General features: G+C 63.8%; 31 protein-coding genes. 23 read left to right on the top strand and 8 right to left on the bottom strand.

Annotated features, from left to right (window positions below; translation table 11 throughout):
* Nucleotides 1–132: 132 nt before the first annotated feature.
* Nucleotides 133–1893: a phosphoenolpyruvate--protein phosphotransferase gene (ptsP, locus tag NCR34_RS01790; RefSeq protein ID WP_250498936.1), complete on the top strand. Its 1761-nt coding sequence runs from the start codon at nt 133–135 to the stop codon at nt 1891–1893.
* A 3-nt stretch (nt 1894–1896) separates the two neighbouring features.
* Here the strand turns inward: ptsP and NCR34_RS01795 are convergent, their stop codons facing one another.
* From NCR34_RS01795 to gpmA, 3 genes are all read right to left on the bottom strand, one after another.
* The gene (locus NCR34_RS01795) at nt 1897–2652 is read right to left on the bottom strand and encodes a HesA/MoeB/ThiF family protein (protein ID WP_250499004.1); all 756 of its coding nucleotides are present in this window, start codon (nt 2650–2652) and stop codon (nt 1897–1899) included.
* 59 nt (nt 2653–2711) lie between these two features.
* Nucleotides 2712–4295, bottom strand: coding sequence for a S41 family peptidase (locus NCR34_RS01800; protein ID WP_206467418.1), 1584 nt, complete (start codon nt 4293–4295; stop codon nt 2712–2714).
* Nucleotides 4296–4553: 258 nt separating this feature from the next.
* Complete coding sequence (gene gpmA / locus NCR34_RS01805; RefSeq protein ID WP_175939225.1) at nt 4554–5300, bottom strand: 2,3-diphosphoglycerate-dependent phosphoglycerate mutase; 747 nt, start codon at nt 5298–5300, stop codon at nt 4554–4556.
* 184 nt (nt 5301–5484) lie between these two features.
* Between gpmA and NCR34_RS01810 the strand changes: the two genes are divergently transcribed.
* The 5 genes from NCR34_RS01810 to NCR34_RS01830 are packed head-to-tail and all read left to right on the top strand — an operon-like array spanning nt 5485 to nt 8288.
* A complete protein-coding gene (locus NCR34_RS01810; protein WP_175939227.1) occupies nt 5485–5910 on the top strand; it encodes a rhodanese-like domain-containing protein in 426 nt (141 codons plus the stop codon).
* Nucleotides 5907–6167, top strand: a complete 261-nt coding sequence (gene grxC / locus NCR34_RS01815) for a glutaredoxin 3 (protein WP_175939229.1) — start codon at nt 5907–5909, stop codon at nt 6165–6167. Before NCR34_RS01810 ends, grxC begins: the two co-directional genes overlap by 4 nt.
* Nucleotides 6168–6224: 57 nt before the next feature.
* Nucleotides 6225–6695 carry a protein-export chaperone SecB gene (secB, locus tag NCR34_RS01820; protein WP_175939231.1) on the top strand — a complete coding sequence of 157 codons (471 nt, stop codon included), beginning with the start codon at nt 6225–6227 and terminating at the stop codon, nt 6693–6695.
* 38 nt (nt 6696–6733) lie between these two features.
* The gene (locus NCR34_RS01825; protein WP_250498937.1) at nt 6734–7732 is read left to right on the top strand and encodes an NAD(P)H-dependent glycerol-3-phosphate dehydrogenase; all 999 of its coding nucleotides are present in this window, start codon (nt 6734–6736) and stop codon (nt 7730–7732) included.
* A 25-nt stretch (nt 7733–7757) separates the two neighbouring features.
* Complete coding sequence (locus NCR34_RS01830; RefSeq protein ID WP_250498938.1) at nt 7758–8288, top strand: O-acetyl-ADP-ribose deacetylase; 531 nt, start codon at nt 7758–7760, stop codon at nt 8286–8288.
* Here the strand turns inward: NCR34_RS01830 and trmL are convergent.
* On the bottom strand, nt 8261–8731 hold the full coding sequence (gene trmL / locus NCR34_RS01835; RefSeq protein ID WP_250498939.1) for a tRNA (uridine(34)/cytosine(34)/5-carboxymethylaminomethyluridine(34)-2'-O)-methyltransferase TrmL: 471 nt from the start codon (nt 8729–8731) through the stop codon (nt 8261–8263). The genes NCR34_RS01830 and trmL overlap by 28 nt on opposite strands.
* A 27-nt stretch (nt 8732–8758) precedes the next feature.
* Nucleotides 8759–9532 (bottom strand): ComF family protein, encoded by a 774-nt coding sequence (locus NCR34_RS01840; RefSeq protein ID WP_250498940.1) that lies wholly within the window; start codon nt 9530–9532, stop codon nt 8759–8761.
* 117 nt (nt 9533–9649) lie between these two features.
* On the opposite strand from NCR34_RS01840, the gene NCR34_RS01845 reads away from it, so the two are divergent.
* The 8 genes from NCR34_RS01845 to NCR34_RS01880 all read left to right on the top strand — a co-directional run bounded on the left by NCR34_RS01845 (nt 9650) and on the right by NCR34_RS01880 (nt 16660).
* Nucleotides 9650–10630: a methyltransferase domain-containing protein gene (locus NCR34_RS01845; protein ID WP_250498941.1), complete on the top strand. Its 981-nt coding sequence runs from the start codon at nt 9650–9652 to the stop codon at nt 10628–10630.
* Between the two features lie 269 nt (nt 10631–10899).
* On the top strand, nt 10900–11376 hold the full coding sequence (locus NCR34_RS01850; protein ID WP_248321022.1) for a DUF2244 domain-containing protein: 477 nt from the start codon (nt 10900–10902) through the stop codon (nt 11374–11376).
* Between the two features lie 50 nt (nt 11377–11426).
* Entirely contained in the window at nt 11427–13028 is a 1602-nt protein-coding gene (gene coxB / locus NCR34_RS01855) for a cytochrome c oxidase subunit II (RefSeq protein ID WP_250498942.1), read from the top strand.
* 95 nt (nt 13029–13123) lie between these two features.
* Nucleotides 13124–14737: a cytochrome c oxidase subunit I gene (ctaD, locus tag NCR34_RS01860; RefSeq protein ID WP_250498943.1), complete on the top strand. Its 1614-nt coding sequence runs from the start codon at nt 13124–13126 to the stop codon at nt 14735–14737.
* A 62-nt stretch (nt 14738–14799) separates the two neighbouring features.
* A complete protein-coding gene (locus NCR34_RS01865; protein WP_244847767.1) occupies nt 14800–14940 on the top strand; it encodes a cytochrome oxidase small assembly protein in 141 nt (46 codons plus the stop codon).
* A gap of 52 nt (nt 14941–14992) precedes the next feature.
* Nucleotides 14993–15514: a cytochrome c oxidase assembly protein gene (locus tag NCR34_RS01870; protein ID WP_502800035.1), complete on the top strand. Its 522-nt coding sequence runs from the start codon at nt 14993–14995 to the stop codon at nt 15512–15514.
* Between the two features lie 5 nt (nt 15515–15519).
* Nucleotides 15520–15723, top strand: coding sequence for a DUF2970 domain-containing protein (locus NCR34_RS01875; RefSeq protein WP_250498945.1), 204 nt, complete (start codon nt 15520–15522; stop codon nt 15721–15723).
* 79 nt (nt 15724–15802) lie between these two features.
* Nucleotides 15803–16660: a cytochrome c oxidase subunit 3 gene (locus tag NCR34_RS01880; protein WP_175939252.1), complete on the top strand. Its 858-nt coding sequence runs from the start codon at nt 15803–15805 to the stop codon at nt 16658–16660.
* A 130-nt stretch (nt 16661–16790) separates the two neighbouring features.
* Here NCR34_RS01880 and NCR34_RS01885 read toward each other — a convergent pair whose 3' ends face one another.
* Complete coding sequence (locus NCR34_RS01885) at nt 16791–17000, bottom strand: twin transmembrane helix small protein (protein ID WP_035961831.1); 210 nt, start codon at nt 16998–17000, stop codon at nt 16791–16793.
* Between the two features lie 130 nt (nt 17001–17130).
* Here NCR34_RS01885 and NCR34_RS01890 point away from each other — a divergent pair, with 130 nt between their 5' ends.
* From NCR34_RS01890 to NCR34_RS01910, 5 genes are read left to right on the top strand one after another with little or no spacing between them, the layout of a single operon-like run.
* Nucleotides 17131–17880, top strand: a complete 750-nt coding sequence (locus NCR34_RS01890; protein ID WP_250498946.1) for an SURF1 family protein — start codon at nt 17131–17133, stop codon at nt 17878–17880.
* A 22-nt stretch (nt 17881–17902) separates the two neighbouring features.
* The gene (locus NCR34_RS01895; RefSeq protein WP_250498947.1) at nt 17903–18541 is read left to right on the top strand and encodes an SCO family protein; all 639 of its coding nucleotides are present in this window, start codon (nt 17903–17905) and stop codon (nt 18539–18541) included.
* A gap of 21 nt (nt 18542–18562) precedes the next feature.
* Entirely contained in the window at nt 18563–19675 is a 1113-nt protein-coding gene (locus tag NCR34_RS01900) for a COX15/CtaA family protein (RefSeq protein WP_250498948.1), read from the top strand.
* A gap of 12 nt (nt 19676–19687) precedes the next feature.
* A complete protein-coding gene (gene cyoE / locus NCR34_RS01905) occupies nt 19688–20593 on the top strand; it encodes a heme o synthase (RefSeq protein WP_250498949.1) in 906 nt (301 codons plus the stop codon).
* Nucleotides 20590–21180: an SCO family protein gene (locus NCR34_RS01910; RefSeq protein WP_250498950.1), complete on the top strand. Its 591-nt coding sequence runs from the start codon at nt 20590–20592 to the stop codon at nt 21178–21180. Before cyoE ends, NCR34_RS01910 begins: the two co-directional genes overlap by 4 nt.
* A 39-nt stretch (nt 21181–21219) precedes the next feature.
* Here the strand turns inward: NCR34_RS01910 and NCR34_RS01915 are convergent, their stop codons facing one another.
* A complete protein-coding gene (locus tag NCR34_RS01915; protein WP_250498951.1) occupies nt 21220–21516 on the bottom strand; it encodes a YciI family protein in 297 nt (98 codons plus the stop codon).
* A 187-nt stretch (nt 21517–21703) separates the two neighbouring features.
* On the opposite strand from NCR34_RS01915, the gene NCR34_RS01920 reads away from it, so the two are divergent.
* Nucleotides 21704–22516 (top strand): MetQ/NlpA family ABC transporter substrate-binding protein, encoded by an 813-nt coding sequence (locus NCR34_RS01920; RefSeq protein WP_248321038.1) that lies wholly within the window; start codon nt 21704–21706, stop codon nt 22514–22516.
* Nucleotides 22517–22577: 61 nt separating this feature from the next.
* Here NCR34_RS01920 and NCR34_RS01925 read toward each other — a convergent pair whose 3' ends face one another.
* Nucleotides 22578–23384 (bottom strand): bifunctional helix-turn-helix transcriptional regulator/GNAT family N-acetyltransferase, encoded by an 807-nt coding sequence (locus tag NCR34_RS01925; RefSeq protein WP_250499005.1) that lies wholly within the window; start codon nt 23382–23384, stop codon nt 22578–22580.
* 454 nt (nt 23385–23838) lie between these two features.
* On the opposite strand from NCR34_RS01925, the gene NCR34_RS01930 reads away from it, so the two are divergent.
* The 3 genes from NCR34_RS01930 (at nt 23839) to NCR34_RS01940 (ending at nt 26861) form a co-directional block, all read left to right on the top strand.
* Nucleotides 23839–24573, top strand: coding sequence for a GntR family transcriptional regulator (locus NCR34_RS01930; protein WP_250498952.1), 735 nt, complete (start codon nt 23839–23841; stop codon nt 24571–24573).
* Between the two features lie 184 nt (nt 24574–24757).
* Complete coding sequence (nagA, locus tag NCR34_RS01935) at nt 24758–25864, top strand: N-acetylglucosamine-6-phosphate deacetylase (RefSeq protein WP_250498953.1); 1107 nt, start codon at nt 24758–24760, stop codon at nt 25862–25864.
* Nucleotides 25854–26861: an SIS domain-containing protein gene (locus NCR34_RS01940; protein WP_244848812.1), complete on the top strand. Its 1008-nt coding sequence runs from the start codon at nt 25854–25856 to the stop codon at nt 26859–26861. Before nagA ends, NCR34_RS01940 begins: the two co-directional genes overlap by 11 nt.
* Nucleotides 26862–26872 lie beyond the last annotated feature (11 nt).

The following is a 26872-nucleotide window of genomic DNA, read 5'->3' on the forward strand; positions in this document are numbered from 1 at the left end:
ATCGGCTCGTTCCCGCCGCGACAGGCCGTGCAGGGACTTTCGAATAGTTCGAACTTATAATTGCCTGTGCGGCCAAGCGCCCGCCGCGGGTCTGGGAGAAACGCGGATACATCACAACTAGAGGAGGTGCGCGTGTCCTTCACGCTGCATGGAATTCCCGTATCACGAGGCATCGCCATCGGGCGAGCGTATCTCATTGCGCCGGCCGCGCTCGACGTCGCTCATTATCTGATCGAGCCGGATCAGATCGACGCGGAGATCGCGCGTTTTCATGCGGCGCAGGCCGCCGTAGCCCAGGAACTCGAAGCACTGCGGGAAGACCTCGCCGCCGACGCGCCCACCGAAATGGGCGCGTTCATCGACGTCCACATGATGATCCTGAACGACGCCATGCTCGTGCAGGAGACCATCGACCTCATTCGCACGCGCCGCTACAACGTCGAGTGGGCGCTCACCGAGCAACTCGAAATTCTCGGCAGCTTCTTCGACGACATCGAAGACGAGTACCTGCGCGAGCGTAAAGCGGACATTCAGCAAGTCGTCGAGCGGCTGCTAAAGGCGCTGGCGGGCGCGCCGACGGCGGCGTCGCTCGTCGTGCACACGGCGGCGAGCAACGGGCATAACGAAATGATCGTGGTCGCGCACGATATCGCGCCGGCCGACATGCTTCAGTTCAAGACTCAGGCGTTCAAGGGCTTCGTGACCGATCTCGGCGGGCGCACGTCGCATACGGCGATCGTCGCGCGCAGCCTGGGCATTCCGGCGTCGGTCGGCGTGCAGCAGGCGAGCGTGCTGATTCGCCAGAACGATCTGATCATCGTGGACGGCGATCACGGCATCGTGATCGTCGATCCGGCGCCCATCGTTCTCGAAGAGTATTCGTATCGGCAAAGCGAAAAGCTGCTGGAGCAGCGCAAGCTCCAGCGTCTCAAGTTTTCGCCGACGCAGACGCTATGCGGCACGAAAATCGAGCTATGCGCGAACATCGAATTGCCGGACGACGCGCAAGTGGCCGTCGACGCCGGCGCGATGGGCGTCGGCCTCTTTCGCACCGAGTTCCTGTTCATGAATCACAAGGACCGGCTGCCGGAAGAGGAAGAGCAGTTCGAGGCGTACAAGCGCGCGATCGAACTGATGAACGGCAAGCCGGTGACGATCCGCACCATCGACGTGGGCGCGGACAAGCCGCTCGATTCGATGACCGGCGGCGACGGCTACGAAACCGCGCCGAACCCGGCGCTCGGCTTGCGCGCGATTCGCTGGAGCCTGTCCGAGCCACAAATGTTCGTGACGCAGTTGCGCGCCATTTTGCGCGCGTCCGCGTTCGGCCCGACCAAGATTCTGATTCCGATGCTGGCGCACGCGCAGGAAATCGATCAGACGCTCGATTTGATCCGCGAAGCGAAGCGCCAGCTCGACGACGCGGGCATTGCCTACGACCGCAAGGTGCAGATCGGCGCGATGATCGAGATTCCGGCGGCGGCTATCGCGGTGCGGCTGTTCCTGAGCCGGCTCGACTTCCTGTCCATCGGCACGAACGATTTGATCCAGTACACGCTCGCCATCGACCGCGCGGACAACTCCGTCGCGCATCTTTACGATCCGCTGCATCCCGCGGTGCTGCATCTGATCGCGCTGACTCTGCGCGAGGCGAAGCGCGCGGGCGTGCCGGTCTCGGTGTGCGGCGAAATGGCGGGCGATCCGGCCGTCACGCGTCTGTTGCTCGGACTGGGCCTGACCGAATTTTCGATGCATCCGAGCCAATTGCTCGTCGTGAAGCAGGAGATTCTGCGCTCGAATCTCAAGGCGCTGGAGAAGCCGGTTGCGGACGTGCTCGCAGCATACGAGCCGGCCGAGCTTCAGGCTGCGCTCGCGCGTTTGCAGAAAGCCTGAGCTTTAGAGATGACGCGTGCCGCAGACCGGGCAATCCGGCTGCCGCGCGATCTTCATCGTGTTCCATTCCATGCGCAGCGAGTCGAGCATCATCAGCCGGCCCGCGAGCGTTTCCCCGAAGCCGCCGATCACGCGCAGGGCTTCGGCCGCCTGCATCGCGCCGATGATGCCGACTGTCGGCGAAAAGACGCCCATTGTCGAGCACGCGACTTCCTCGAACGCCTGATCCGGCGGAAACACGCATGCGTAGCAGGGCGACGCCGGCGAGCGAAAGTCGAATGTGCTGATTTGTCCGTCGAAGCGCAAAGCCGCGCCCGACACGAGCGGCACGCCGTGCGCGACGCACGCGGCGTTGATCGCGTGCCGCGTGGCGAAGTTGTCGCTGCAATCGAGCACGACGCTCGCGTGCTGCACGTTCGCGTCGAGCCAGGCGGCGTCGGCGCGCGCGTTGATTGCCTGAATTTCGATGTCCGGGTTCAGCGCGTGCAGCGTCTGCCGCGCGGATTCCACTTTCGGTTGACCGACGGATTGCGTCGCATGGACGATCTGCCGCTGGAGGTTCGTGAGATCGACCGTATCGGCATCGACGAGCGTCAGCTTGCCGACGCCCGCCGCGGCCAGATACATCGCCGCCGGCGCGCCGAGCCCGCCCGCGCCGACGATGATCGCGTGCGCATCGAGAAAACTCTGCTGCGCTTCGATGCCGATTTCATCGACGAGGATGTGGCGGGAATAGCGGAGGAGTTGATCGTCGTTCATCGGCTTGGACATACTGCGCGAGCTTCGCGGCACTCACGCCGCGAAGCCCTAGACCAAGATTACTTCGACTGCTGGGCCGTAGGCGACGAAGCCGGCGCCGCGCCCGATGCCGGCGACGAACCCGGCGTTGCGGGCAATGCCGGCTGAGCCACCACCGGCGCCGATGCCGAACGCGCCGGCTTGTTCTGCGCGAGCTTGCGTTCGCTGAACGACTTCGACTCGACGACCGGCTTGCCTTCCAGCTTGTTCAGCGCTTGCTGCAGCATGAAGTCGTCGTTGCTGCCGAACTCCACCGGCTTGCGGTCGCGGTCCTTGCGGCGCTGTTCCGGCGTCTTCTTGTCGTTCTGCTCTTCCAGCAGACGCAGTTGATCCAGACGATCCTGCTCGCGCTGCTCCTGTTCCTTCTTCTCGTTCGGATCCTGCGTGTTCGCGAGGTGGTTCGAATAGTCCACTTCCCGGGTCACGAGCGCGTCGTCCGGATCGCCGTCCGCGTATTGATCGACCGGCACGTCCGGACGCACGCCCTGATTCTGGATCGACTTGCCGCTCGGCGTGTAGTAGTACGCCGTCGTCAGACGCAGCGCGGTGTCGGCGGTCATCGGACGAACCGTCTGCACCGAGCCCTTGCCGAACGTCGTCTTGCCGACGATCAGCGCGCGATGATGATCCTGCAGCGCGCCCGCGACGATCTCCGAAGCCGAAGCCGAATACGCGTTGGTCAGCACGACCATCGGCACCTTCTTGAAGACGTCCGGCACGTTCTTCAGCGGATCGGAATCGAAGGAAGGCAGGCGATAGTTGTCGTAGGTATCGCGGAACGTCTGCTTGGCGTCCGCAATTTGTCCATTCGTCGAAACGACGACCGCGTTATCCGGCAGGAACGCGCCCGCCACGCCGACCGCGCTCTGCAGCAGGCCGCCGCCGTTATTGCGCAGGTCGAGCACGAGACCCTTCAGGTTCGGCTGCTGACGCGCGAGGTCTTGCAGCTTCGCCGCGAGATCCGGCACGGTGCGTTCCTGGAAACTCGTGATGCGGATATAGCCATAACCCGGCTCCGGCACCTTCATCTTGACCGACTGCACGCGGATCAGCGCGCGCGTGACGGTGAGCGGGAACGTGCGGTCGTCGCTCTTGCGGAAGATGGTGAGCGTGACCTTGGTGCCCGGTTCGCCGCGCATTTGCTTCACGGCCTTGTCGAGCGTCATGCCGCGCACCGGCTTGTCGTTGATGCGCGTGATGAGGTCGCCCGGACGGATGCCGGCGCGGAACGCGGGCGTATCTTCGATCGGCGAGATGACCTTGATGAGCCCGTCTTCCGACGAAATCTCGATGCCCAAGCCCGCGAAGCGGCCCTTGGTCTGTTCCTGAAGCTCTTCGTAGTCCGTCTTGTCGAGATACGAGGAGTGCGGATCGAGGCTCGACACCATGCCCTTGATCGCGGCGGTGAGCAGCTTCTTGTCGTCGACGGGCTCGACGTATTCGTGCTTGATTTGCCCGAACACTTCGGCGAAGAGCCGCAGTTGATCGAGCGGAAGCGGTGACGATGCGGCTTGCTGAGCGGACGCGGAAATCTGCAGGGTTGCGAGAGCGCCGACGGCAACGCCTGCGGCGATCAGGCTGAAGTTTTTCAGGTTCTTTCGCATAGAGGAGTGCGTGCGGAATCGAATGGGCTGCATCGTGGGTGACGGGCCAGTATACCCGCTCGCTTTCGAAGGCGACTTAAACGCAACTTAAATGCCCGGCGCCGCGCGCCGCGACAACTATCGCTCGCTGCGGGCGACGCACGCGCCTGTCGGCGGCGACGGCGCGCGGTCAGGCACGCGCCATCCGGGGCGTTCGGATGCGAAACGAGCGCCGCTAGGCGACGCCCGCCCACGCCAACTTGGGCGCTGATGCGCGCTTTAGCCCGCCTTGCCCTGCTTCGCGACGGCAGCTTGCGCCGCAGCAATGGCGTCCGCGTCGCCGAGGTAGTAGTGCTTGATCGGCTTCAGGTTTTCGTCGAGTTCATAGACGAGCGGCACGCCGTTCGGAATGTTGAGCCCGACGATGTCCGCGTCGGAAATATTGTCGAGATACTTCACGAGCGCGCGCATGGAGTTGCCGTGAGCGGCGATCAGCACCTGCTTGCCTGCCTTGATGGCCGGCGCGATCGACTCGTTCCACACCGGCAGCACGCGCGCGACCGTGTCTTTCAGGCATTCGGTCAGCGGCAGTTGCTCGCGGGGAACCTTGGCGTAGCGCGGATCGTTGAAGGACGCGCGCTCGTCGTTCGGATCGAGCGCGGGCGGCGGCGTGTCGTAGCTGCGGCGCCAGATGAGAACCTGTTCGTCGCCGTACTTTTTCGCGGTCTCGGCCTTGTTGAGACCGGCGAGCGCGCCGTAGTGGCGCTCGTTCAGACGCCAGGAATGGACGACCGGGATATACATGAGGTCCATTTCGTCCTGCACGTGCCACAGCGTGCGAATGGCGCGCTTGAGCACCGAGGTGTACGCGATATCGAACGTGTAGCCGGCCTCGCGCAGCAGCACGCCTGCCTGTCGCGCCTCGCGGTTGCCCTGTTCGGTGAGATCCACGTCGACCCAGCCGGTGAAGCGGTTTTCCTTGTTCCACGTCGATTCGCCGTGGCGGATGAGCACTAGCTTGTACATGTTTGATAGGTCGGTCAGTTGAGAAATCGGGTGCCCGATCGCACTCCGCCATCCTGCCCTCACGCGTGGAGTGCCGCCATCGGCCGGATGGCCAGGGCCATCGCGGGAAAGGGATATTTTATAATGCTCGGATTGCCCTCATTTCTCTTTCTCCCTTCTCCACTATCTTTCGGCGGCCCTAGACGTGAAGTTCTTCACCGATTACTCGAATATTGCACTCATCGTCATTGCGCTGGTTTCCGGCGCGCTGCTGCTCTGGCCGGCCATCACGCGACGCGGTCGCGGCGGCGTCTCCGCTGCGGAAGCCACCACGCTCATCAACCGTCGCAACGCCGTCGTCGTGGACTTGCGGCCGGCCGCGGAGTTCGCGAAGGGACATTTGCCGTCCGCCCGAAACATCGAGGCGGCGGAGCTTCAAGCAAAAATCGGCCAGATCGCGAAGAATAAGAGCAATCCGGTCGTGCTTGTCTGCCAGACCGGCCAACAGTCGCAGCGTGCCAGCCGCGCCGTCTCGGAAGCCGGCTACGCTGAGGTCCACGTCTTGCAAGGCGGGGTTGATGCCTGGCAGAAGGCAGGAATGCCGGTCGTGAAACAAGGAGCCGTCAAGTGAAAAAAGTCGTCATGTACAGCACGCAAGTGTGCCCGTATTGCCAGATGGCCGAACGTCTTTTAAAGTCCCGCGGGGTCGAAACCATCGAGAAGGTGCTGATCGACCGTGAACCGGGGCGCCGCGAGGAGATGATGCAGCGCACCGGGCGCCGCACCGTGCCGCAGGTTTATATCGGCGACACGCACGTCGGCGGTTACGACGATCTTTCGGCGCTCGACCGCAAGGGTGGTCTCGTGCCGCTGCTCGAGTCGGCCTGACATCACCACACGCTGCCCGGCCACGCGCCGGGCAATTGATTTACCTAGGAAATCACTATGTCCGACGAGAACAACCAGCCGTTTTTCAACATCCAGCGCATTTACCTGAAGGATATGTCGCTCGAGCAGCCGAACTCGCCCGCCATTTTCCTCGAACAGGAAATGCCGTCGGTTGAGGTCGAAGTCGACGTGAAGGCGGACCGTCTCGCGGAAAGCGTGTTCGAAGTGCTGGTCACCGGCACGGTCACGGCGAAGGTCGCCGACAAGGTCGCGTTCCTGATCGAAGCCAAGCAAGCCGGCATCTTCGACATTCGCAACATCCCGGCCGAGCAGATCGATCCGCTCGTCGGCATCGCGTGCCCGACCATTCTGTTCCCGTATCTGCGCTCGAACATCGCCGACGCGATCACGCGCGCAGGTTTCCCGCCGATCCATCTGGCGGAAATCAACTTCCAGGCGCTGTACGAACAGCGCATCGCCCAACTCGCGAGCGCGCAGGAAGGCGCGGCGAACGGCGCGACGCACTGAGCGTCACCCGCACTGACTCTGCCGAACCGGAGCCGAGCATGAAAGTAGCCGTTCTCGGCGCCGGCGCGTGGGGCACCGCACTGGCGGGCCACCTCGCGACGCGGCACGACACCTTGCTTTGGGCGCGCGACGCCGCGCTCATCGAATCTCTCTCTTCTTCGCACGAAAACACGCGCTATCTGGCGGGCGTTGCGTTGCCACGCGCGCTGTCGTTCGAAGCGGATATTGACGTCGCCCTCGCGCATGCCGCCGCGCCCGATGCGCTGTGCGTCGTCGCTACGCCCGTCGCGGGTCTGCGCGCGCTGTGTCGCGCAATGCGACAGGCCGGCGTCGTTCCCGCGCATATCGTCTGGCTGTGCAAAGGCTTCGAGGCGGACACGCAGTGTCTGCCGAACGAGGTCGTCGCGGCGGAACTGCCCGAGCATCGCAGCAACGGCACGCTTTCCGGACCGAGCTTCGCGCGGGAAGTGGGGCGCGGCCTGCCGGTCGCGTTGACGGTGGCGAGCGCATCGGCGCAACTGTGCGCGCAGACCGTCGCCGCGTTTCATCACGGCGCCATGCGCATCTATACGGGCGACGACGTCATCGGCGTCGAGGTGGGCGGCGCGGTGAAAAACGTGCTGGCGATCGCCACCGGCATCTCCGATGGCCTCGGCCTCGGTCTGAACGCCCGCGCCGCGCTCATCACGCGCGGGCTCGCGGAAATGTCGCGGCTCGGCGTGGCGCTCGGCGGGCGCGCGGAGACGTTCACCGGCCTCACGGGTCTGGGCGATCTGATTCTGACCGCCACCGGCGACCTGTCGCGCAACCGTACGGTCGGCGTGCAACTGGCGTCCGGCCGCACGCTCGACGAAATTCTCGCGGCGCTCGGTCATGTGGCCGAAGGCGTGCGCTGCGCCCGCGCGGTGTTGTCGCTCGCGCAGTCGCGCGGAATCGACATGCCGATCACCCACGCGGTATGCCGCGTGCTCTTCGAGAACGTCGCGCCGCGCGACGCGGTGCAGGCGCTGCTCAGCCGCGATTCGAAGGCGGAATAGCGCGACGTTTCTCTCGGAGACGCGCATGGCGAAGCTCGAAGCCGTTCTCGCCGACATCACCACGCTTCACGTCGATGCCATCGTCAACGCGGCGAACAAATCGCTACTCGGTGGCGGCGGCGTCGATGGCGCGATTCATCGCAAGGCGGGCAAGGGTCTCTTGCGGGAGTGCGAAACGCTCGGCGGCTGCCAAACCGGCGACGCCAAGCTCACCGGCGCCTACGATCTTCCCGCCAAATACGTGATTCACGCCGTCGGTCCGCGCTGGAGCGGCGGGAAACGCAACGAGGCGCAACTGCTCGCGAACTGCTACCGGCGTTCCCTCGAGCTCGCCGCCGATGCGCGGTGCGCGTCCATCGCGTTTCCGGCCATTAGCTGCGGCATCTATCGCTTTCCTGTCGAGGACGCGGTGAAGATCGCCGTGTCGACGGTCATCGAGACGTTGCCGCTCACGCCTTCAGTCGAGCACGTCGTCTTCGCGTGCTTCAGCGACGACATGCTCGCGCTCTATCGCGCCGAACTCGACGCTCACGCGCCGCCCTCGAAGCCCGACTGACGCCACGCTTCGAACGTCACGATCGCCACCGTATTCGACAGATTCAGACTGCGATTGCCGGGACGCATCGGCAGCCGCACGCGCTGCTCCGTCGGGAAGCGTTCGAGCAATTCCGCCGAAAGGCCGCGCGTCTCCGCGCCGAACACGAACCAGTCGCCGGGCTTGAACGCATGATCGAAGAACGGCGTCGAGCCGCGCGTCGTGAAGGCGAACATGCGCGTGACGTCGGGCGTTTCCTTCGCGATGAACGCATCCCAGTTCGCGTGGACGTTCATTTCGGCGTACTCGTGATAGTCGAGACCGGCGCGGCGCATCTTCGCGTCGTCGAGCGGAAAGCCGAGCGGCTCGATCAGATGCAGCCGCGCGCCCGTGTTCGCGCACAGGCGGATGACGTTGCCGGTATTCGGCGGGATTTCAGGTTCGACCAGTACGACGTTGAACATGGATGGCAGTGCTTCTGGCTGACGGGGTTAGTCTTTCGGGGTGCGCAGCGCGACGAAGTTCGTCACGCGCCGCGCGCCCGCGAGCTTGAGGGTGCGGGCGAGGGCATCGAGCGTGGCGCCGGATGTCATCACGTCGTCCACGACGCCGATATGTTTGCCGCGAACATCGCCCTCGACGACGAACGCCGACGCGACATTGCGCCTGCGCGTGTCGGCATCCAGCCGCGACTGCTGCGCGGTGTGGACGGTGCGTGCGACGAGCATCGGATCCGCCGGCACGCATAGGCGCTTGGCGAGCGGACGCGCGATTTCCCACGCCTGGTTGTAACCGCGCCCGACGAGCCGCTTGCGCGAAAGCGGCACCGGCGCGATCACGTCGGGCTTCGGCAGGCCGCTGTCTTCGAAGATCGCGTGCAAGTGCCGCGCGAACTCCGCGCCCGCCGCGAGACGCACGCGGAACTTCAATTCGACCGCCAGTGTATCGAGCGGCGCGCGATAGTCGGCGATGGCGAGCGTGTCGTTGAACGCGGGCGGATTCTCGAGGCACTCGGCGCAGTGCGCGCGCGTGTCATCGCGATCGCGTCGCAGATAGGAAGGGGCGAGCGGTATCGCGCAGGTCGCGCATCGGAAACGGGGCTCGTTCCAGTACTGCTCGTCGCAGCCGGCGCACAGCAATTGCTGCGACACATTGCCGCATAACGCGCACTGGTTCGGCAGCGCGAGTTCGAACGCGCGCTTCGCGAAGGCAGCAAAGGCGAAGGCGCGCGCCGAAGACGGCAGCAAATCGCGGAGGACGTACATGGCTGAAAGCGCGTGAGGCGGGCTCGGGTGATCGGTTGCAACGGCACGCGGGAAGGCTGCGGCGGGCCTATTTCAAGACGACCGAGTATACTTCGCACTCTTCGCGAACAGATCGTCATGTCCCCAACGTCTCCCAGAACTGGCCGACCGGCCTATGATCCGCGCCGTTTGCGCGAGATCTTCGACCGTCGCGCCGCCGCTTTCGACGACGTCGCGTTTTTGCCGCGCGAGATCGCGGACCGCATGCGCGAGCGTCTCGAATACATCAAGGTTGCGCCGGCGCGCGTCCTCGATGCGGCCTGCGGCGCCGGCGCGGACCTGCCGCGCTTGCGTGAGCGGTTCCCGGAGGCGTCGGTGCTGGGCGTCGATATTTCCTCCGGCATGCTCGCGCGCGCGCTCGCGGCCGAGACCGCGGAAGCCGAAAGCGGCGCGGGCTGGCGGCGCTTGTTGCCGGCGACGCTCGCCAAAGCGTTCGGCGCGCGCGGCCCGCAACTCGCGCAGGCGGACTTCTCGGCGTTGCCGTTCGCGTCCGCTGCATTCGAATTGCTGTGGTCCAACCTCGCGCTGCACTGGCATTCGCGGCCGGATCTCGTGTTTCCGGAATGGCAGCGCGTGCTCAAAGTCAACGGCCTGCTGATGTTCAGCACCTTCGGGCCGGACACGCTTCGCGAGCTGGCCGCGGCCTATCGCGAAGCCGAACGCACGCTCGGCCTCGCGCCGATGCCGCACACCATCGACTTCGTCGACATGCATGATCTGGGCGACATGCTCGTCGAGAGCGGTTTCGAAATTCCGGTGATGGATCAGGAAGTGCTGACGATCACCTACCGTTCGCCCGAATCGCTGCTCGCGGATGTCACGCGCTGGGGCGCTTATCCGTTCGAGCGTGAAGCGGCGAGCGGCCGCGCAGACGCCGAAGCTCTGCGCGGCGCGGTGCATCGGGCGCTCGAAGCGCTGCGCCGCGACGACGGCACGATCCCGCTCACGTTCGAAGTGATCTATGGTCACGCGTGGAAAGCGGTGCCGCGAACGACGGCGGAAGGACATGGAATTGTGCGGCTGGAAGACATCGGACGCGGTCCGAAAAGGAATCGCTAGCGCGTCGGAAAGGAGTTCGGGAGGCAGATCGGCGAGGCGGTAAAGAGGGTGCGTGTTATGTCATAAATTTGCGCGCGAAGGACACGCCAAAAGGTGCGTCAATTCGGCGCAGAGGCTTGTGCCATCTGGCTTTGCGACGTTTGCGCCCTTGCTTGTGGATGCCACCCAACCCGCCTATAATGCGTCAGTTTGTCGCCTGAACTGACACAAATTTGGGCAAAATCCGAGCAAAAGTATGTGATTGCGTGTGCGGATGGATGGAGGCAGCGATGCAGGTCAGCCAGACGCTGACGGAGTCCGAGCCGGTCATCAAGGACTGGCTGATGAAACGCAACTGCTCGGTGTCGCCGCGTCAGTTCGTGGGCTTCTATGTGTCGCTGGCGCTCTTTTCCCTTGCCGTCGCGACGCCGCTTTTTCTGAACGGCGCCTGGCTGGTGCTGCCGTTCACCGGAGTCGAGTTGACGGTCGTGACGGTCGCGTTCCTGATTCATGCGCGACACGCCGTCGATTACGAACGAATCCGGCTGTTTGAGAACCGGTTGTTGATCGAACAGATGAACGCCGAAGAATTAACGCGCTTCGAGTTCAATCCGCGCTGGGTGCGGGTCGAAACGGGCGCGACGCCGAGGGAACCGCTCACGATCGTTTCGCGCGGCCAGTCGGTGAAAGTCGGACAACACCTTGCACAGCATCGTCGCAAACAATTTGCTGCCGAACTGCAGGCGTCACTGAGGCGCCTCGCTTGAGGAGGAACCGGGTGTGGCAGGCGCGATGCGCAACGGGGTCGAGGGTTTGAATGGAAATTTTGGGTAAGGATGCTATGAAAACAATCAAGCGAGCCCTCTCGGGCGTGCTGGCGGCGGGCGCACTGCTCAATGCCGGCGTAGCCCTGGCGGTCAACGACAGTCCTGGCGGTCCCGCTGTGAATGAGATCAATTTCCAGCAGCCAGTGACGAAGATCGCCGAGGAGCTCTACGGCCTCCATATCTTCATGCTCATCATCTGTACCGTCATCTTCATCGGCGTGTTCGGGGTGATGTTCTATTCGGTCGTCAAGCATCGCAAGTCCAAGGGTTTCAAGCCCGCGCACTTCCATGAAAGCACCACGGTCGAAATCATCTGGACGATCGTGCCGTTCATCATCGTCATTCTGATGGCGCTGCCGGCCACCAAGGCCGTCGTCGCGATGAAGGACACCACCAACGCCGATCTGACCGTGAAGGTGACGGGCTACCAGTGGAAGTGGGGCTACGACTACGTGAAGGGCCCGGGCGAGGGCATCAGCTTCCTCTCGACGCTCTCCACGCCGCGCAGCCAGGTCAACGGCCAGACGCCGATTTCCGATACGTATCTGCAGGAAGTCGACAACCCGCTCGTCGTGCCGGTCGACAAGAAAATCCGCATCATCACCACCGCGAACGACGTCGTTCACTCGTGGTACGTGCCGGCGTTCGGCGTGAAGCAGGACGCGATTCCCGGCTTCGTGCGCGACACGTGGTTCAAGGCGGAGAAGGTGGGCACGTATCGCGGCTTCTGCACGGAACTGTGCGGCAAGGAGCACGCGTACATGCCGGTCGTCGTCGAAGTGCTGTCCACCGACGACTACGCGAAGTGGGTCGACACGCAGAAGAAGAAAATGGCTTCTTCCGCCGACGATCCCAACAAGACGTACACGATGGACGAGCTGAAGACGCGCGGCGCGCAGATCTACGCGTCGAACTGCGCGGTCTGCCACCAGCCGACCGGCAAGGGCGCGGGCCAGTTCCCGGCGCTCGACGGCAGCAAGGTGGCGAACGGTCCGATCGCCGGTCACGTGAATATCGTGCTGCACGGCAAGGGCGCGATGCCGCCGTGGCAGACGGCGCTGAATGACGTGGAGATCGCATCGGTCGTCACGTACGAACGCAACACGTGGGGCAACCACACCGGCGACGTTCTGCAGCCGAAGCAGGTCGCGGACGCGCGCAACGGCAAGATGCCCGAAGGCGGCGATCACACGGCAGCGGCGGGCGGCGAAGCCGCGAGCGGCGCGGCTGAAGCCAGCGCGCCGGCTGCGGCCTCCGGAGAGCAGACTGCGCAGGGCGCGCTGCCGGCCAGCATCTACTTCGAAACAGGCAAGAGCGATCTGCCCGCCGACGCAAACAACGCAGTGCAGGCTGCCGCCGCTTACGTGAAGGCGCATCCGGACGCGAAGATCGCGCTTTCCGGCTTCACGGATGCATCTGGCGGCGCCGACCTCAACGCGGACCTCGCCAAGAAGCGCGCGCAAGCCGTTCGCGACGCGCTGAAGGCGGCCGGTGTCTCGGAAGAACGCATCGTGTTGAAGAAGCCCGAGTCGGTCACGGGCGGCACGGATGCGAAAGAAGCACGCCGCGTGGAAATCAGTCCGGCTGCTTGACATGCTTCGCGTGCGGTTCTCCTTCGCTCAACGCAACGGAGAAGCACGCGGGCAACGCCAAGTGCCTCGAGTATTCGCTTTAGGAGATGATTGTCATGTCTAGCATCGGACACGATGTAGTCGCGGGTCACGACCACGCGCACGACGACCATGCGCACGAAACGCCGCATGGTTGGCGCCGGTGGCTTTTCGCCACCAACCACAAGGACATCGGTACCTTGTATCTGCTGTTCTCGTTCATCATGTTCCTGTCCGGGGGCGTGATGGCGCTCGGCATTCGCGCCGAGCTGTTCGAACCGGGCCTGCAGATCATGCGCCCCGAGTTCTTCAATCAGCTGACCACCATGCACGGCCTCATCATGGTGTTCGGCGCGATCATGCCCGCGTTCGTCGGCTTCGCGAACTGGATGGTGCCGCTGCAGATCGGCGCATCGGACATGGCGTTCGCGCGCATGAACAACTTCAGCTTCTGGCTGCTGCCGGTCGCGGCCGTGCTGCTCGTCGGCTCGTTCTTCGTGCCGGGCGGCGCAACCGCCGCGGGCTGGACGCTGTACGCGCCGCTTTCGACGCAGATGGGCCCCGGCATGGACTTCGCGATTTTCGCGGTCCACATCATGGGCGCGTCGTCGATCATGGGCGGCATCAACATCGTCGTGACGATCCTGAACATGCGCGCGCCGGGCATGACGCTCATGAAGATGCCGATGTTCGCGTGGACGTGGCTCATCACCGCGTATCTGCTGATCGCCGTGATGCCGGTTCTGGCAGGCGCCATCACGATGGTGCTGTTCGATCGTCACTTCGGCACGTCGTTCTTCAACGCGGCGGGCGGCGGCGATCCGGTCATGTACCAGCACATCTTCTGGTTCTTCGGCCACCCCGAGGTGTACATCATGATCTTGCCGGCGTTCGGGATCGTGTCGCAGGTGATCCCGGCGTTCTCGCGCAAGCCGCTCTTCGGCTATAGCTCGATGGTGTACGCCACCGCGTCCATCGCGATTCTCTCGTTCATGGTGTGGGCGCACCACATGTTCGCCACCGGCATGCCGGTGACGGGCCAGCTCTTCTTCATGTACGCGACGATGCTGATCGCCGTGCCGACGGGCGTGAAGGTGTTCAACTGGGTCGCGACGATGTGGCGCGGCGCGCTGACCTTCGAAACGCCGATGCTTTTCGCGATCGGCTTCCTGTTCGTGTTCACCATGGGCGGCTTCACGGGCCTGATCCTTTCGATGGCCCCGCTCGACATTCAGATGCACGGCACGTACTACGTGGTCGCGCACTTCCACTACGTGCTGGTGGCCGGTTCGCTCTTCGCGCTGTTCGCGGGCTGGTATTACTGGTCGCCGAAGTGGACCGGCTGGATGTACAACGAAATGCGCGGGAAGATTCACTTCTGGACGTCGATGATCTTCTTCAACATCACGTTCTTCCCGATGCACTTCCTGGGTCTCGCGGGCATGCCGCGCCGCTATGCGGACTACCCGGCGCAGTTCACGGACTTCAACCAGATCGCGACCATCGGCGCGTTCGGTTTCGGTCTCGCGCAGGTGTACTTCCTGTTCGCGGTCGCGCTGCCGACGTATCGCGGCGGCGGCGAGCATGAAAAGGCCAGCGACAAGCCGTGGGATGGCGCGGAAGGACTCGAATGGACCGTGCCGAGCCCGGCGCCGTTCCATACGTTCGAGAACCCGCCGACCGTCGAATAAGTCGTCTCTCCGTTCTGTGAGGCTTCCGCGCGAAGCCTCACAGACTCCCGAGCAAGAAACGCATGGCCCCGAATCCACAAAAAAGACGCTCCCGCGAAGACATCCGCGCGGGCAACAAGCGGCTCGGTCTCATCATGGTGTTGATCGCCGCCGTCTTTTTTCTGGGTATCGTCGTCAGGCAATACCTGTTGTCGCGAGGCTAACGTGTCTACTCAGCATGAAGAGTCACATATCGACCGTTCCTTCAACCGGTCGATGCTGCTCAAGCTGTTCGTCGTCGCGGCGATGATGTTCGGCTTCGGCTTCGCGCTCGTGCCGATGTACCGCGCGATCTGCCAGATCACGGGCATCAACAATCTCGTGCAGCGCGATGTCGGCGCGCGCGAGGCGAAGAACACGCAGGTCGATGCGAGCCGCACTGTGTCCATCGAATTCGATGCGAACGCGCGCGGGCCGCTGCAGTTCAGGCCGGAGCAGTCGAATCTCGACATTCACCCCGGCGAAGTGATGACGGTGATGTATCAGGTGACGAACGAGCAGGGGCGCACGGTGAAGGCGCAGGCCATTCCCAGCTACGCGCCGAAGCAGGCCACCGAGTATTTCAAGAAGATCGAATGCTTCTGTTTCACCCAGCAGACGCTCGCGCCGAACGAGACGAAGCGCATGCCGGTGGTGTTCGTCGTCGATCCGAAGCTGCCGAAGGACGTGAAAACCATCACGCTGTCGTACACGTTCTTCGAACTCGACGCGCCGAAAACGGCGGCCAAGGGAACGTGAACATCATGAACGGACAGACGCAGAAGAGCGGCGGGTTCGTGAAGCTGGTGAAGGCCGTGTTCTGGTCGTTCTTCGGCGTGCGGCGGCGGGCCGACCTGGAAAACGACGCCGCGCAGCTGAATCCGCTGCATCTGATCGCGGCTGGCGTGATTGGTGCTGCGCTTTTCATCGTCGTGCTGCTGGTGATCGTGCGCGCGGTGGTTCGGTAGGGCAACCCAAAGCGCGCTCGCGCCGAACGGCGCTGCGGCAAAATAATTCAAGCAACTGGATCGAAGTGGAGAATCAACGATGAGCGGTCAAAACGAGAGCCCGTACTATTTCGTGCCGCATCCGTCACGGCATCCGATCATGGCTGCGTGCGGCTTGCTGGTAATGCTGTCGTCGCTGGCGGCGTGGGTTAACGGGCATTCCTTGGCGCCGTTCGGCACGCTGCTCGGCCTGCTGTTTTTGCTGTTCGTGCTGTGGCACTGGTTCGGCGACGCGATCTCCGAATCCGAAGGCGGCATGTACGGCAAGCGCGTGGACGTGTCGTACCGCTGGAGCATGAGCTGGTTCATCTTCTCCGAAGTCATGTTCTTCGGCGCGTTCTTCGGCGCGCTGTTTTACGCGCGCGCGATCGCGCTGCACGAACTCGGCAGTCTCGACTACAAGCTGATCTGGCCGGACTTCTCCGCCGTGTGGCCGAACAACGGTCCCGCCGCGCTGGTCCCGCATTTCCGCGCGATGGTGCCGTGGCCTCTGCCGACCATCAACACGGCGCTGCTGCTTTCGTCCGGCGCGACGCTGACGGTGGCGCACCACGCGCTGCGTGAAGATCATCGCAAGAAGGCGATCGGCTGGCTCGCCGCGACCGTGCTGCTCGGCGTCATCTTCCTGTTCTGCCAGGGCTACGAATACTTCCACGCGTACAACGAACTGAACCTGACGCTCGCATCCGGCGTGTACGGCTCGACGTTCTTCCTGCTCACGGGCTTCCACGGCTTCCACGTGTTCCTGGGCGGCACGATGCTGGCTGTGGTGATGGTCCGGCTGATTCGCGGACACTTCACGCCGGAGCATCACTTCGCGTTCGAAGGCGCCGCGTGGTACTGGCACTTCGTCGACGTCGTGTGGCTCGGGCTGTACGTCGTCGTCTACTGGCTGTAACTGCGCGTCTCCGCGGGCTTTTAGGCCCGCCGCGCAAGCACGCCGCCCTGACGTTCGAGGGCGGCGTTTTGTTTTGTTTCGCGACGTTGCCGCGACAATACGCCTCGTTCTTGCGAACCTTCGCGGCGGGTTATCGTCCGAGGGGAATGCCCGTCGACTGAATCCAGCCCATCCAGTGCGCGAACAGGATGAACAGGAAGAGCGAAATGGACAGCCCGACGCGCATGGCGAGCGACCACACCATCCGCTTGGTCTTGCCGCGGTCGGTCATCATGAAGTACAGCGCCGAGCCGAGGCTGCCGAGAATGAGGATGAAAGCGATGGCGACGATAATGTGCATAAACCAGCCGGCAAAGTTGCTCAACTTGCCCGGATAACGCATCGAGCAGTATGGAAACGAGTCATCTCATTATCTCACTCGACGGATCGAGCCGCGCGGCGGCGCGCGCCGGCGCGCGGCGGCTGCGGTCATGAAGATCCGCTTCTGGCCCACGCTCGTCATCTTGATCGTCGTTGCCGTGACGGTGCGCCTCGGATTCTGGCAGCGCGACCGCGCGCATCAGAAAGAGGCGCTCAACGCGCGCATCACGGCGTTCGCGAATGCGCCGGCCACGCGCGTGGGCGTCGATCCGATTCCGCTGCAATCCGTCGAATTCCACCGCGTGAAGGCGCGCGGCGAGTTCATGCCGGAGCGCGTCGTCTATCTCGATAATCGTCCGTATAACGACCAGCCGGGCTTTTATGTCGTGATGCCGCTTAAACTCGAGGGCGGCGGCTACGTGCTCGTCAATCGTGGATGGCTGCCGCGCAATCTGGCTGATCGCACGGGCATCGAGCCGTACGAGACGCCGAAGGGCGCCGTAGAAGTCGAAGGCATTGCCCGCGCCAATCCGTCGCAGGCGTTCGAACTGGGAACGGGAGGTTCGGCTAAGCATCAGCAGATTCGCCAGAATCTCAGCATTCCGGCCTATGCCGCCGAAACCGGGCTCGCGTTTCAGCCGTTCGTGATCCAGCAGACGAACGACACGCAGGACCGGCTCGTGCGCGACTGGCCCGCGCCGACGACAGGCGTCGAGCGCAATTACGGCTACATGCTCCAGTGGTGGGGCATGGCCGCCGCCGCCGTGGGCTTCGGGCTGTATGCCGCCCGCCGCGCCGCGAAGAAAGACGACACGCGTCTCGTAGACGACCCCGACGACGAAGCCGCCGGCCACGCGTGACCCAACCCTCACCGAATTCTTGATGCCATCTCAACGTCCCACGACTGCCGACAAGCCCCGCACGCCCACGAGAGGATCGTGGATCAGCGGGCGCTGGATGCTCGTGCTGCTCGCGCTCGTCTGCGCGGCGCCGGTCATCGCTTCCTATCTCATGTACTACGTTTTCAAGCCGGCGGGCGGCACGTCGAGCTACGGTGCGCTGATCGACCCGCAACGGCCCATTCCGGCGCAACTCGTCGTCACGGACGAGAAAGGGCAGGCCATGCCGCTCAAGTCACTCGAAGGCAAGTGGCTGATGATCACCGTCAACGGCAGCGCTTGCGACGAGCAATGCGTCACGCGCCTCTACTACATGCGGCAAGTGCGCGTGCTGCAATCGGCGGAGCGCGAGCGCGTGGTCAACGTCTGGCTGCGCACGGATGACAAGCCCGTGGCCGATGTCATCAAGACGGCGTATCCGCAGCCGGACACGCGCATGCTGATCGCCGATCCGCGCGCGGTCGCGGACTGGCTGCCGGTCGCTGACGGCGGCAGCATCACGGACCACATCTATCTGGTGGATCCGAACGGCAATCTGATGATGCGCTTCCCGAAGAATCCCGATCCCAAGAAGATCAACGCGGATCTGGCGAAGCTGCTCAAGTGGTCGCGGATCGGCTAACACGCGGGTAGAAGGTGAAACATGAGTTATGTATTGCAATTGGGGATGATCGGCTTATGCATTGCGCTGCTGCCGCTGTCCTTCGTCTGGGTAAAAGCCGATGACAACAAGTTCCGCAAGCTCGTTTGGCTGACCACGTTTCTGACGCTCGATCTGATCATGTTCGGCGGCTTTACGCGCCTGACCGATTCCGGCCTCGGCTGCCCGGACTGGCCGGGCTGCTACGGCACGTCGTCGCCGTTCATCGCACACGCGCAGATTGCTGCCGCGTATCAGGCGATGCCGACCGGTCCGGTCAGCATGGTCAAGGCGTGGATCGAGATGCTGCACCGCTATTTCGCGATGGCGATCGGCGTGCTGATCATCGCGCAGGTCATCATTGCGTGGACGGCGCGTATCAAGCGTCGTCCGCTGCACGTGTCGCCGTGGTGGCCCACCGGCATCCTGCTGCTGATCTGCCTGCAAGGCGCGTTCGGCGCGTGGACCGTCACGTTGAAGCTGCAACCGGTCATCGTCACGACGCATTTGCTGCTCGGACTCGCGCTGCTCGGCGCGCTCGGCTGGCTCGCGGCGCGCCAGACGCCGATTCCGTCGCTCGATCCCGCAGCCGCGCGCTGGATGCCGGCCGCGGTCTTCGGCCTCGCGTTGCTCGTGGTGCAGATCGCGCTCGGCGGCTGGGTGAGCACGAACTATGCTGTACTGGCCTGCACGGACTTTCCGCTCTGCAACGGCCAATGGATTCCGCCGATGAACTTCGAACACGGCTTTCACCTGTGGCGCGCGCTCGGCATGACCGGCGACGGCGACATGATTTCGCAGGACGCGCTCGTCGCGATCCACTGGACGCATCGCACGTTCGCGGTCGTCGTCGTGCTGTATCTGCTGTGGCTCGCCACGAAATTGCGCCGCTTCGAATCGCTGCGCAAGCCGGCGAACGGCGTGCTGGCGGTCATCGTCATCCAGTTTCTGACCGGTATGTCGAACATTGTGCTGCAATGGCCGCTGCCCATTGCCGTCGCCCATAACGGCGGGGCCGCGATCCTGCTGCTCCTGCTCGTCATGCTAAACTTTCGAATCTCTTCCAGCCGTCCCGGCCGCGCCGCGCTCCCCGCACGCGACGTCGTTTCAGCGTGATGGCGCCTTCCCATGGATAGCACGACACTCAATTCCCCCCTCGGCAGCCGCGTCTCGCAATACATTGCGCTGACGAAGCCGCGCGTCACGCAGCTCGCCGTTTTCTGCGCCGTCATCGGCATGTTTCTGTCGACGCCCGGCATGGTTCCGTGGACGAAGCTGCTCGGCGGCGGCATCGGCATCTGGCTGCTGGCGGGCGCGGCGTTCGCCATCAATTGCCTCGTCGAGCAGAAAGTGGATGCGAAGATGCGCCGTACCGCATGGCGTCCGTCGGCGCGCGGGCAAATCACGAGCGCGCAGATTCTGACCTTCTCGGCGGTGCTCGGCGGCATCGGCATGTGGACGCTGTACCGCTTCACCAACCCCCTGACGATGTGGCTCACGCTCGCGACTTTCGTCGGCTACGCGGTCATTTACACGCTGCTGCTCAAGCCGTACACGCCGCAGAACATCGTGATCGGCGGCGCGTCGGGCGCCATGCCGCCCGCGCTCGGCTGGGCGGCGGTCACGGGCGCGGTGCCCGGCGACGCGTGGATTCTCGTGCTCATCATCTTCGTCTGGACGCCGCCGCATTTCTGGGCGCTCGCGCTTTATCGCCGCAAAGACTACGAGAACGCCGGCCTGCCGATGCTGCCCGTCACGCACGGCGAAAAGTACACGCTGCTGAACATTTTTCTGTACACCATCGTGCTATTCGCCGTCACGTTGATGCCGTTCGTGTCCGGCATGAGCGGCGTCGTTTATCTGGCGAGCGCGGTTGGACTCGGCGCGGTGTTCTTGGGCTACACGTGGAAGCTATACCGCGATTACTCGGACGCCCTCGCGCGCAAGACTTTCCGCTATTCGATCGTGTATTTGTCGCTGCTCTTCGGCGCGCTGCTCGTCGATCACTACGTTCGCACGGTGATCGGGGCATGAGGCGGATCGTTTGCCGGCTGTTCGCGCTGTTTGTCTGCATGGTGGCGCTGTGCGCATGCGATAAGGCGCCCGATTTCAAGAACCTGGACATTACCGGCAACAAGCAGTTCGGCAGCGACTTTTCTTTGCCGGATACGACCGGAAAGACGCGCACGCTCGCTGACTTCAAAGGGAAGGCGGTCGTACTGTTCTTCGGCTACACGCATTGCCCGGACGTCTGCCCGACGACGCTCGCGGAGCTGTCGCAAGCCATGCAGCAGCTCGGCGACAAGGCGAAGGACGTGCAAGTGCTGATGGTCACCGTCGATCCCGCGCGCGATACGCCGAACCTGCTCGGCCAGTACGTGGCCGCGTTTAATCCGACGTACATCGGTTTGCGGCCGGCGAATGACGCTGAGCTGCAGAAAGTCGCGAAGGACTTCCGCGTGTACTACGCGAGAGCAGCGGGCAAGACACCCGGCGACTACACAATGGACCACACCGCCGCGAGCTACGTGTTCGACAAGGACGGCAAGCTGCGGCTTTTCGCCCGCGACGGACAAGGCGTCGAACCGTGGGTCCACGATCTGAAGTTGCTGATCGACTGATTGTGAGAAGCGGCCTGCGGGCCGCTTTTGCGTTCTGCGTTATGGCTTCGACGGCTGCGGCAGGCTCCATCCCGGCGCAAGACGCGTCGCCTTGAATTCGATGATCTCGTAATGCGCGAGTTGCTGCCGGGCGAACGGATCTTCCGCGATGATCTCGTCGAGCCACGCGCGTTCGATCCCCGACGCGATTATCACGCCGCCGTCGCGCGGAACCTTCGGCCCGGCCATTACGAATACGCCCGCCGCGAAGTAGCGTTCGAGGAACAGGCGGTGTTCTTCGAGCGCATCGTCGATTTCGGCAAGCGCGCCGGTGTATCGAAGGTTGATCACATACATGTTTATCGCCGTCCGAAAGTGGGCCCAGGCCCGATTCTAAGCGGACAGCGCGCCGGATATTCACATGAGGAAACTGTATTTCCGCTCGCACCAATGCTGTGCGAACATGCGGCACGCCGGCCCGACGCTCGCGCCGGAGCCGGCATCAAGTTATCCCGCAGTCATTTGCTTTTGAAACAGGAAGACCATGCAGCGCAGAAATATGCTTAAAGCCCTGGCGGCCGTCGTGGCGTCGGCCGCGTTCGTCACGAGTTTCTCGGCACACGCCGACGACAAGGTCATCAAGGTCGGCACGATCAGCGGCCCTGACGCTCAAATCTGGCAAGTCGTGCAGAAGGTCGCCAAGCGCGAGGGCCTCAACGTGAAAGTGGTCGAGTTCAACGATTACGTCCAGCCGAACGCCGCGCTCGACGCCGGCGATCTCGATGCGAACAGCTTCCAGCATCAGCCGTATCTGGACAGCCAGATCAAGCAGCGCGGCTACAAGATCGTGAGCGCGGGCCTTACCTACATCTCGCCGCTCGGCGTGTACTCGAAGAAGCTGAAGTCGCTGAAGGACTTGCCGCAAGGCGCGAAGGTCGCGGTGCCGAATGATCCGTCGAACGAGAATCGCGCGCTGTTGCTTCTGCAATCGCAAGGCGTCATCAAGCTGAAGGCGGGCGCGGGCGCGAACGGCAACAACGCGACGGCGCTCGACGTCGCGGAGAATCCGAAGAAGATCAAGCTTGTCGAACTCGACGCCGCGCAATTGCCGCGCACGCTCGCTGATGTGGACGCCGCCGCCATCAACACCAACTTCGCGCTGGCTGCGGGCTTGCAGCCGACGAAAGATGCGATCGCGCTGGAAGACGTGCATAGCCCGTACGCGAACCTGATTGCGGTGCGCACGAAGGACAAGGATCAGCCGTGGGTCAAGAAGCTGGTCGCCGCGTACCAGTCCGACGACGTGCGCCAGTTCCTGAAGAGCGAGTTCAAGGGCTCGGTCGTGCCTTCGTTCTAAGCGACGGCGAATTCATGTGCGAAACGGCGTCTCCTGGAGACGCCGTTTTCATTTGCGAGGTCTAGTCGGCGTAGATGCGCCGCAACTCGCGCTCCCACACGAGGCTTGCGTCCACGCCCTGTTGCGCCTTGAAGCCGGTGCGCATGAAAAGCCCGCACAAATCTTCGCGCGCCTGATCGAGCCGGCATACGACGCTTTCGTAGCCCGCGCCCTGAGCGAAGTTGGTACACGCGGCGACGAGTTGTTCGCCGAGACCCCGACGGCGCGCGCCCGGCTCCACGAACAACAATTCGATGCACGCCTGGCCGTCGGAAGCGGCGGTCAGCAGCGCGGCGCCGACGCGCGCATCGCCTTCCTGTTCCGCGACCCAGCACGCGATACGCGGCGTGTTCGTCTGCATGGCGCCGAGAAAGCGGGACACGACCTTTGCCGCGTGGGCCTCGTAGGCGAGACTCGCGCGGTCGGAAACGTCGAGGTGCGCGTGACGTTCGATCATCCAGCCGAAGTCGCCGCAGCGGGGGCTGCGCAAGCGCGTGGCGGCGTTATGCGACGCCGGCGACAAGAGTCGCTCGATGTCCGCCATCGCCAGCGACAACTGCTCGATCTCGCCCGGCGCGAGGGAATCCAGCAGCGACGCAGTTTCGGCGGAAACGTGGAGATCGAGTTCGTCCACCTTGGCTTTCGCTTCGGGCGTCATGGTGAGGAGATGCGCGCGGCCGTCCGATTCGTTCTTTCGGCGCACGACGAGGCCGAGCTTCTGGAAATTGGTGATGAGGCGGCTGAGATAGCCCGTATCCAGCCCGAGGTTGCGCGATAGATCCGCGGCGGTGTGCGCCCGGTCGTGCGCAAGCTCGTGAAGAATGCGCACTTCTGTCAACGAAAAATGGCTCTTATGTAGGCGTTCGTGAAAAGCGCCTGCGTGACGCGCGTAAAACCGGTTGAAGCGCCGCACGGCCTCGACAGCCCGACTCCGATCAAAACATCCCATTGTGCCTTTGCTCTCTCAAAAATATGTGGTTCTATTTGAATTAGTTGCGATTCCGAACTAATGGACGCATTGTGCCAAAGAAAGCACGCTCGTGCGAATACGAAAATGCCCGAATTTCCGGACCCATTCGGCAGTGGACGGCGACTGGTTCCATTTAGCTCGGTATGCGGGTAAGTCCCGATAGCGGTCGTGTTGCGAAAACACCGTCTAAACAAGTTGTAACTTATTGATTGCAGACGTGAATTGACTTTCGTCACAAGGGGTTTGATGCGCGTTGACTGGTATTATCTTGGTTATATAATGGGCTCCACTCAAGGCCGCGCGAGGGTTCTTCATGAGAGGAAATTGGAAGAATCTCACGCCGGACGAACGCAGTGATACGCCGCTTTATCTCCAGCTTGCCACGCGCCTGGCTTCCGCCATTCACGCAGGCACGTGGTCGGCGGGAGAGGCGCTGCCTTCGGAGCGCACGTTGTCGGAAGGCGTGGGCGTGTCGCGTATCACGGCGCGCAAGGCCATCGCGTTGCTCGTCGAACAAGGGCTGATCAGGCGGGTGCGCGGAGCGGGCAATTTCATCACGCCGCGCGTGGAAGATCCGTTGTCCCGATTGACCGGCTTCACGCGCAAGATGGAGCAGCGCGGCTTTCTGCCCGATTCGGTGTGGCTCGGCCGCGGACTGAGGCCCGCGAATCGCGACGAGACCGTGCAGCTGGGTTTGTCGCCCGGCGCGGTCGTCGCGAGTCTAAGAAGGTTGCGGCGGGCGGACGGCATTGTGATGGCGGTCGAGCATTCCACGCTGCCTGCTTGGCTGGTGCCGGACCCGCTGCTGATCGGCGCGTCGCTGTACCGGTATCTCGAGGAGCGCGGTCAGGCAGTGGTGCGCGCGTTGCAGCACTTTCGCGCGGTGAACGCGGGCGCGGAAGTCGCCCGGCTAATGGACGTCGCGCCCGGCGCCGCGCTGCTCGTGATCACGCGCATCGGTTATTCGGCGCAACGGCGGGCGATAGAACTAACGGATACGTATTGCCGCGACGACTACTACGACTTCGTCGCGGAGCTGCATCGATGAGCGCGGGTGCAGCACGACCGGCGTCATCAGGCATCGAAAGAAGAGAGCAAGAAAGAGAACGAGAGGACCAAAAGAAGCCGTTCGCCGGCCGCGCACCGAAAACATCCGCGCGGACCAGCGTGCTCGCAGCACGGCGCGAACTGCACCTGAACCTCCTACGCATTGCGTACTTCCAGAGAACTTCATGCTGAAAGGAAACATACTGACGAACGACGGCTGGATTCACGGCACCGTGCGTTTCGAGAACGGTCGCGTGACGGCGCTCGAAGGTCACATAGCCGATCCGACGTCGAACGACGCGCCGTACATCCTGCCGGGCTTCATCGACCTGCACGTGCACGGCGGCGGCGGCCGCGACATCATGGAAGGCGGCGACGCGGCCGATACTGTCGCGCGCCAGCACGCGCAGCACGGCACGACGAGCCTGCTCGCCACGACGATGACCGCGCCGCGCGACGAATTGATGCAGGTCGTCGCCGGCCTCGGCGAACAAGCGAAGCGCCGCGCGCCGAGCGGCGCGCGCGTGCTGGGCGTGCATCTCGAAGGACCGTACATCAATCCGGGCAAGCTCGGCGCGCAGCCGGACGCCGCGGCGGTCGCCGTGCGTGACGAAGTGCTCAAGTACCTGGACCTCGCGCCGATTCGCGTCGTGACGATCGCGCCGGAGATCTCGGGTCATCTCGAGATCATCTCCGAGATGGCGGCGCGCGGCGTGCGCGTGCAACTCGGCCATTCGCTCGGCACGTACGACGACGCCGTCAACGCCCTGAAGCACGGCGCGCGCGGCTTCACGCATCTCTTCAACGCGATGTCGCCGCTGCATCATCGCGATCCCGGCATGGTCGGCGCGGCGCTCGCGCATGCGGAGTACGCCGAACTGATTCCGGACCTGCTGCACGTTCACCCCGGCGCGATCCGCGCCGCCATGCGCGCCATTCCGCGTCTCTACGTCGTGACCGACAGCACGTCGGCCGCCGGCATGCCGGACGGCGAATACCGCCTCGGCAGCCAGCACGTCACCAAGTGCATGGGCGGCGTGCGTCTCGCGGACGGCACGCTCGCAGGCAGCACGCTGACCATGGATCAGGCGCTGCGCAATCTCGTCTCGCTGGGCATTCCGCTCGCGGACGTTTCGAATCGCTTGTCGCGCTATCCCGCCGACTATCTCGGGCTCGAAGACCGCGGCCGCATCGCGCGCGGCGCATGGGCCGACATGGTCGTGCTCGACCGGGACTTCGCGCTGACCGCCACTTATGTCGAAGGAGAATCGATTGTCGAATATGCTCACTGAGGCGCTGGAGTCCGCGGACGTCGTCGCGGCCCAACTCGCCGATACCTCGCGCATCGAGGCGCTCGCCGTGAAGCTCGCGGAGCAGCCGCGTCACGTCGCGTTGACCGTCGCTCGCGGCAGCTCGGACCACGCCGCCAGTTATTTCGCCAGCCTGACGATGAGCCGCATCGGCGTACCGGTCGCGTCGCTGCCCATGTCCGTCGCCACGTTGCAGCAAGCGCCGCTGCGCGTGTCCGGCCAGCTTGCCGTCGCGTTTTCGCAGTCGGGCAAGAGCCCGGACCTCGTCGGCACCATGCAGGCGTTGCGCGAAGCGGGCGCATTTACCGTCGCGGCAGTCAACGTCGCGGGCTCGCCGCTGGAGCACGCCTGCGAATACTATCTGCCGCTGCTCGCCGGGCCCGAGCTTTCGGTCGCCGCCACCAAGAGCTACATCGCGATGCTGTCGCTGTCGGCCATCGTTATCGCGCACGTTCAGCGCGACGCCGAACTGCTCAACGCGCTGAAGTCGCTGCCGGATGCGCTGCGCGCGGCGGGCAAGCTCGACTGGACGCGCGCAGTGGATGAACTGAAGGGCGTCGACCGCATGATCGTCGTCGGGCGCGGCCTCGGGCTCGCCATCGCGCAGGAAGCGGCGCTCAAGCTGAAGGAAACGTCCGGCATTCAGGCCGAAGCGTTCTCGAGCGCGGAAGTGCGTCATGGCCCAATGGAGATCATCGACCGCGACTATCCGCTGCTGGTGTTCGCGCCGCGCGGGCCGGAGCAGGCGGGTCTCATCCAGTTGGCCGCGGACATGCGCGCGCGTGGCGCGCGCGTGCTGCTCGCAGCACCCGACGACGTGCCCGGCGCCGAGTTGCCGCTCGTCGCCACCGACCACCCGGCGCTCGATCCGATCGCCGCGATCCTTTCGTTCTACGTGATGGCCGCGGGTCTTGCCGCCGCGCGCGGGCGCAACCCCGACGCGCCGCGCCACCTGAACAAGGTCACCGAAACCCATTGAGTGAGAAAGAC

The sequence above is a fragment of the Caballeronia sp. GAWG1-5s-s genome (genome assembly GCF_023631445.1).
Classification (GTDB): domain Bacteria; phylum Pseudomonadota; class Gammaproteobacteria; order Burkholderiales; family Burkholderiaceae; genus Caballeronia.

Excerpts from the sequence above, each read along its gene's own strand:
- cyoE (WP_250498949.1), top strand. The coding sequence starts at position 19,688 with ATGGATAGCACGACACTCAATTCCCCCCTCGGCAGCCGCGTCTCGCAA.
- NCR34_RS01910 (WP_250498950.1), top strand. The coding sequence starts at position 20,590 with ATGAGGCGGATCGTTTGCCGGCTGTTCGCGCTGTTTGTCTGCATGGTG.
- NCR34_RS01840 (WP_250498940.1), bottom strand. The coding sequence starts at position 9,532 with ATGTACGTCCTCCGCGATTTGCTGCCGTCTTCGGCGCGCGCCTTCGCC.
- nagA (WP_250498953.1), top strand. The coding sequence starts at position 24,758 with ATGCTGAAAGGAAACATACTGACGAACGACGGCTGGATTCACGGCACC.
- NCR34_RS01890 (WP_250498946.1), top strand. The coding sequence starts at position 17,131 with ATGAAGATCCGCTTCTGGCCCACGCTCGTCATCTTGATCGTCGTTGCC.
- NCR34_RS01880 (WP_175939252.1), top strand. The coding sequence starts at position 15,803 with ATGAGCGGTCAAAACGAGAGCCCGTACTATTTCGTGCCGCATCCGTCA.
- NCR34_RS01875 (WP_250498945.1), top strand. The coding sequence starts at position 15,520 with ATGAACGGACAGACGCAGAAGAGCGGCGGGTTCGTGAAGCTGGTGAAG.
- NCR34_RS01930 (WP_250498952.1), top strand. The coding sequence starts at position 23,839 with ATGAGAGGAAATTGGAAGAATCTCACGCCGGACGAACGCAGTGATACG.
- trmL (WP_250498939.1), bottom strand. The coding sequence starts at position 8,731 with ATGTTCAACGTCGTACTGGTCGAACCTGAAATCCCGCCGAATACCGGC.
- gpmA (WP_175939225.1), bottom strand. The coding sequence starts at position 5,300 with ATGTACAAGCTAGTGCTCATCCGCCACGGCGAATCGACGTGGAACAAG.
- coxB (WP_250498942.1), top strand. The coding sequence starts at position 11,427 with ATGGAAATTTTGGGTAAGGATGCTATGAAAACAATCAAGCGAGCCCTC.
- NCR34_RS01915 (WP_250498951.1), bottom strand. The coding sequence starts at position 21,516 with ATGTATGTGATCAACCTTCGATACACCGGCGCGCTTGCCGAAATCGAC.
- NCR34_RS01795 (WP_250499004.1), bottom strand. The coding sequence starts at position 2,652 with ATGAACGACGATCAACTCCTCCGCTATTCCCGCCACATCCTCGTCGAT.
- NCR34_RS01940 (WP_244848812.1), top strand. The coding sequence starts at position 25,854 with ATGCTCACTGAGGCGCTGGAGTCCGCGGACGTCGTCGCGGCCCAACTC.
- secB (WP_175939231.1), top strand. The coding sequence starts at position 6,225 with ATGTCCGACGAGAACAACCAGCCGTTTTTCAACATCCAGCGCATTTAC.
- NCR34_RS01865 (WP_244847767.1), top strand. The coding sequence starts at position 14,800 with ATGGCCCCGAATCCACAAAAAAGACGCTCCCGCGAAGACATCCGCGCG.
- NCR34_RS01830 (WP_250498938.1), top strand. The coding sequence starts at position 7,758 with ATGGCGAAGCTCGAAGCCGTTCTCGCCGACATCACCACGCTTCACGTC.
- NCR34_RS01870 (WP_502800035.1), top strand. The coding sequence starts at position 14,993 with ATGCTGCTCAAGCTGTTCGTCGTCGCGGCGATGATGTTCGGCTTCGGC.
- NCR34_RS01845 (WP_250498941.1), top strand. The coding sequence starts at position 9,650 with ATGTCCCCAACGTCTCCCAGAACTGGCCGACCGGCCTATGATCCGCGC.
- NCR34_RS01895 (WP_250498947.1), top strand. The coding sequence starts at position 17,903 with ATGCCATCTCAACGTCCCACGACTGCCGACAAGCCCCGCACGCCCACG.
- NCR34_RS01885 (WP_035961831.1), bottom strand. The coding sequence starts at position 17,000 with ATGCACATTATCGTCGCCATCGCTTTCATCCTCATTCTCGGCAGCCTC.
- NCR34_RS01800 (WP_206467418.1), bottom strand. The coding sequence starts at position 4,295 with ATGCGAAAGAACCTGAAAAACTTCAGCCTGATCGCCGCAGGCGTTGCC.
- NCR34_RS01900 (WP_250498948.1), top strand. The coding sequence starts at position 18,563 with ATGAGTTATGTATTGCAATTGGGGATGATCGGCTTATGCATTGCGCTG.
- NCR34_RS01920 (WP_248321038.1), top strand. The coding sequence starts at position 21,704 with ATGCAGCGCAGAAATATGCTTAAAGCCCTGGCGGCCGTCGTGGCGTCG.
- NCR34_RS01825 (WP_250498937.1), top strand. The coding sequence starts at position 6,734 with ATGAAAGTAGCCGTTCTCGGCGCCGGCGCGTGGGGCACCGCACTGGCG.
- NCR34_RS01850 (WP_248321022.1), top strand. The coding sequence starts at position 10,900 with ATGCAGGTCAGCCAGACGCTGACGGAGTCCGAGCCGGTCATCAAGGAC.
- ctaD (WP_250498943.1), top strand. The coding sequence starts at position 13,124 with ATGTCTAGCATCGGACACGATGTAGTCGCGGGTCACGACCACGCGCAC.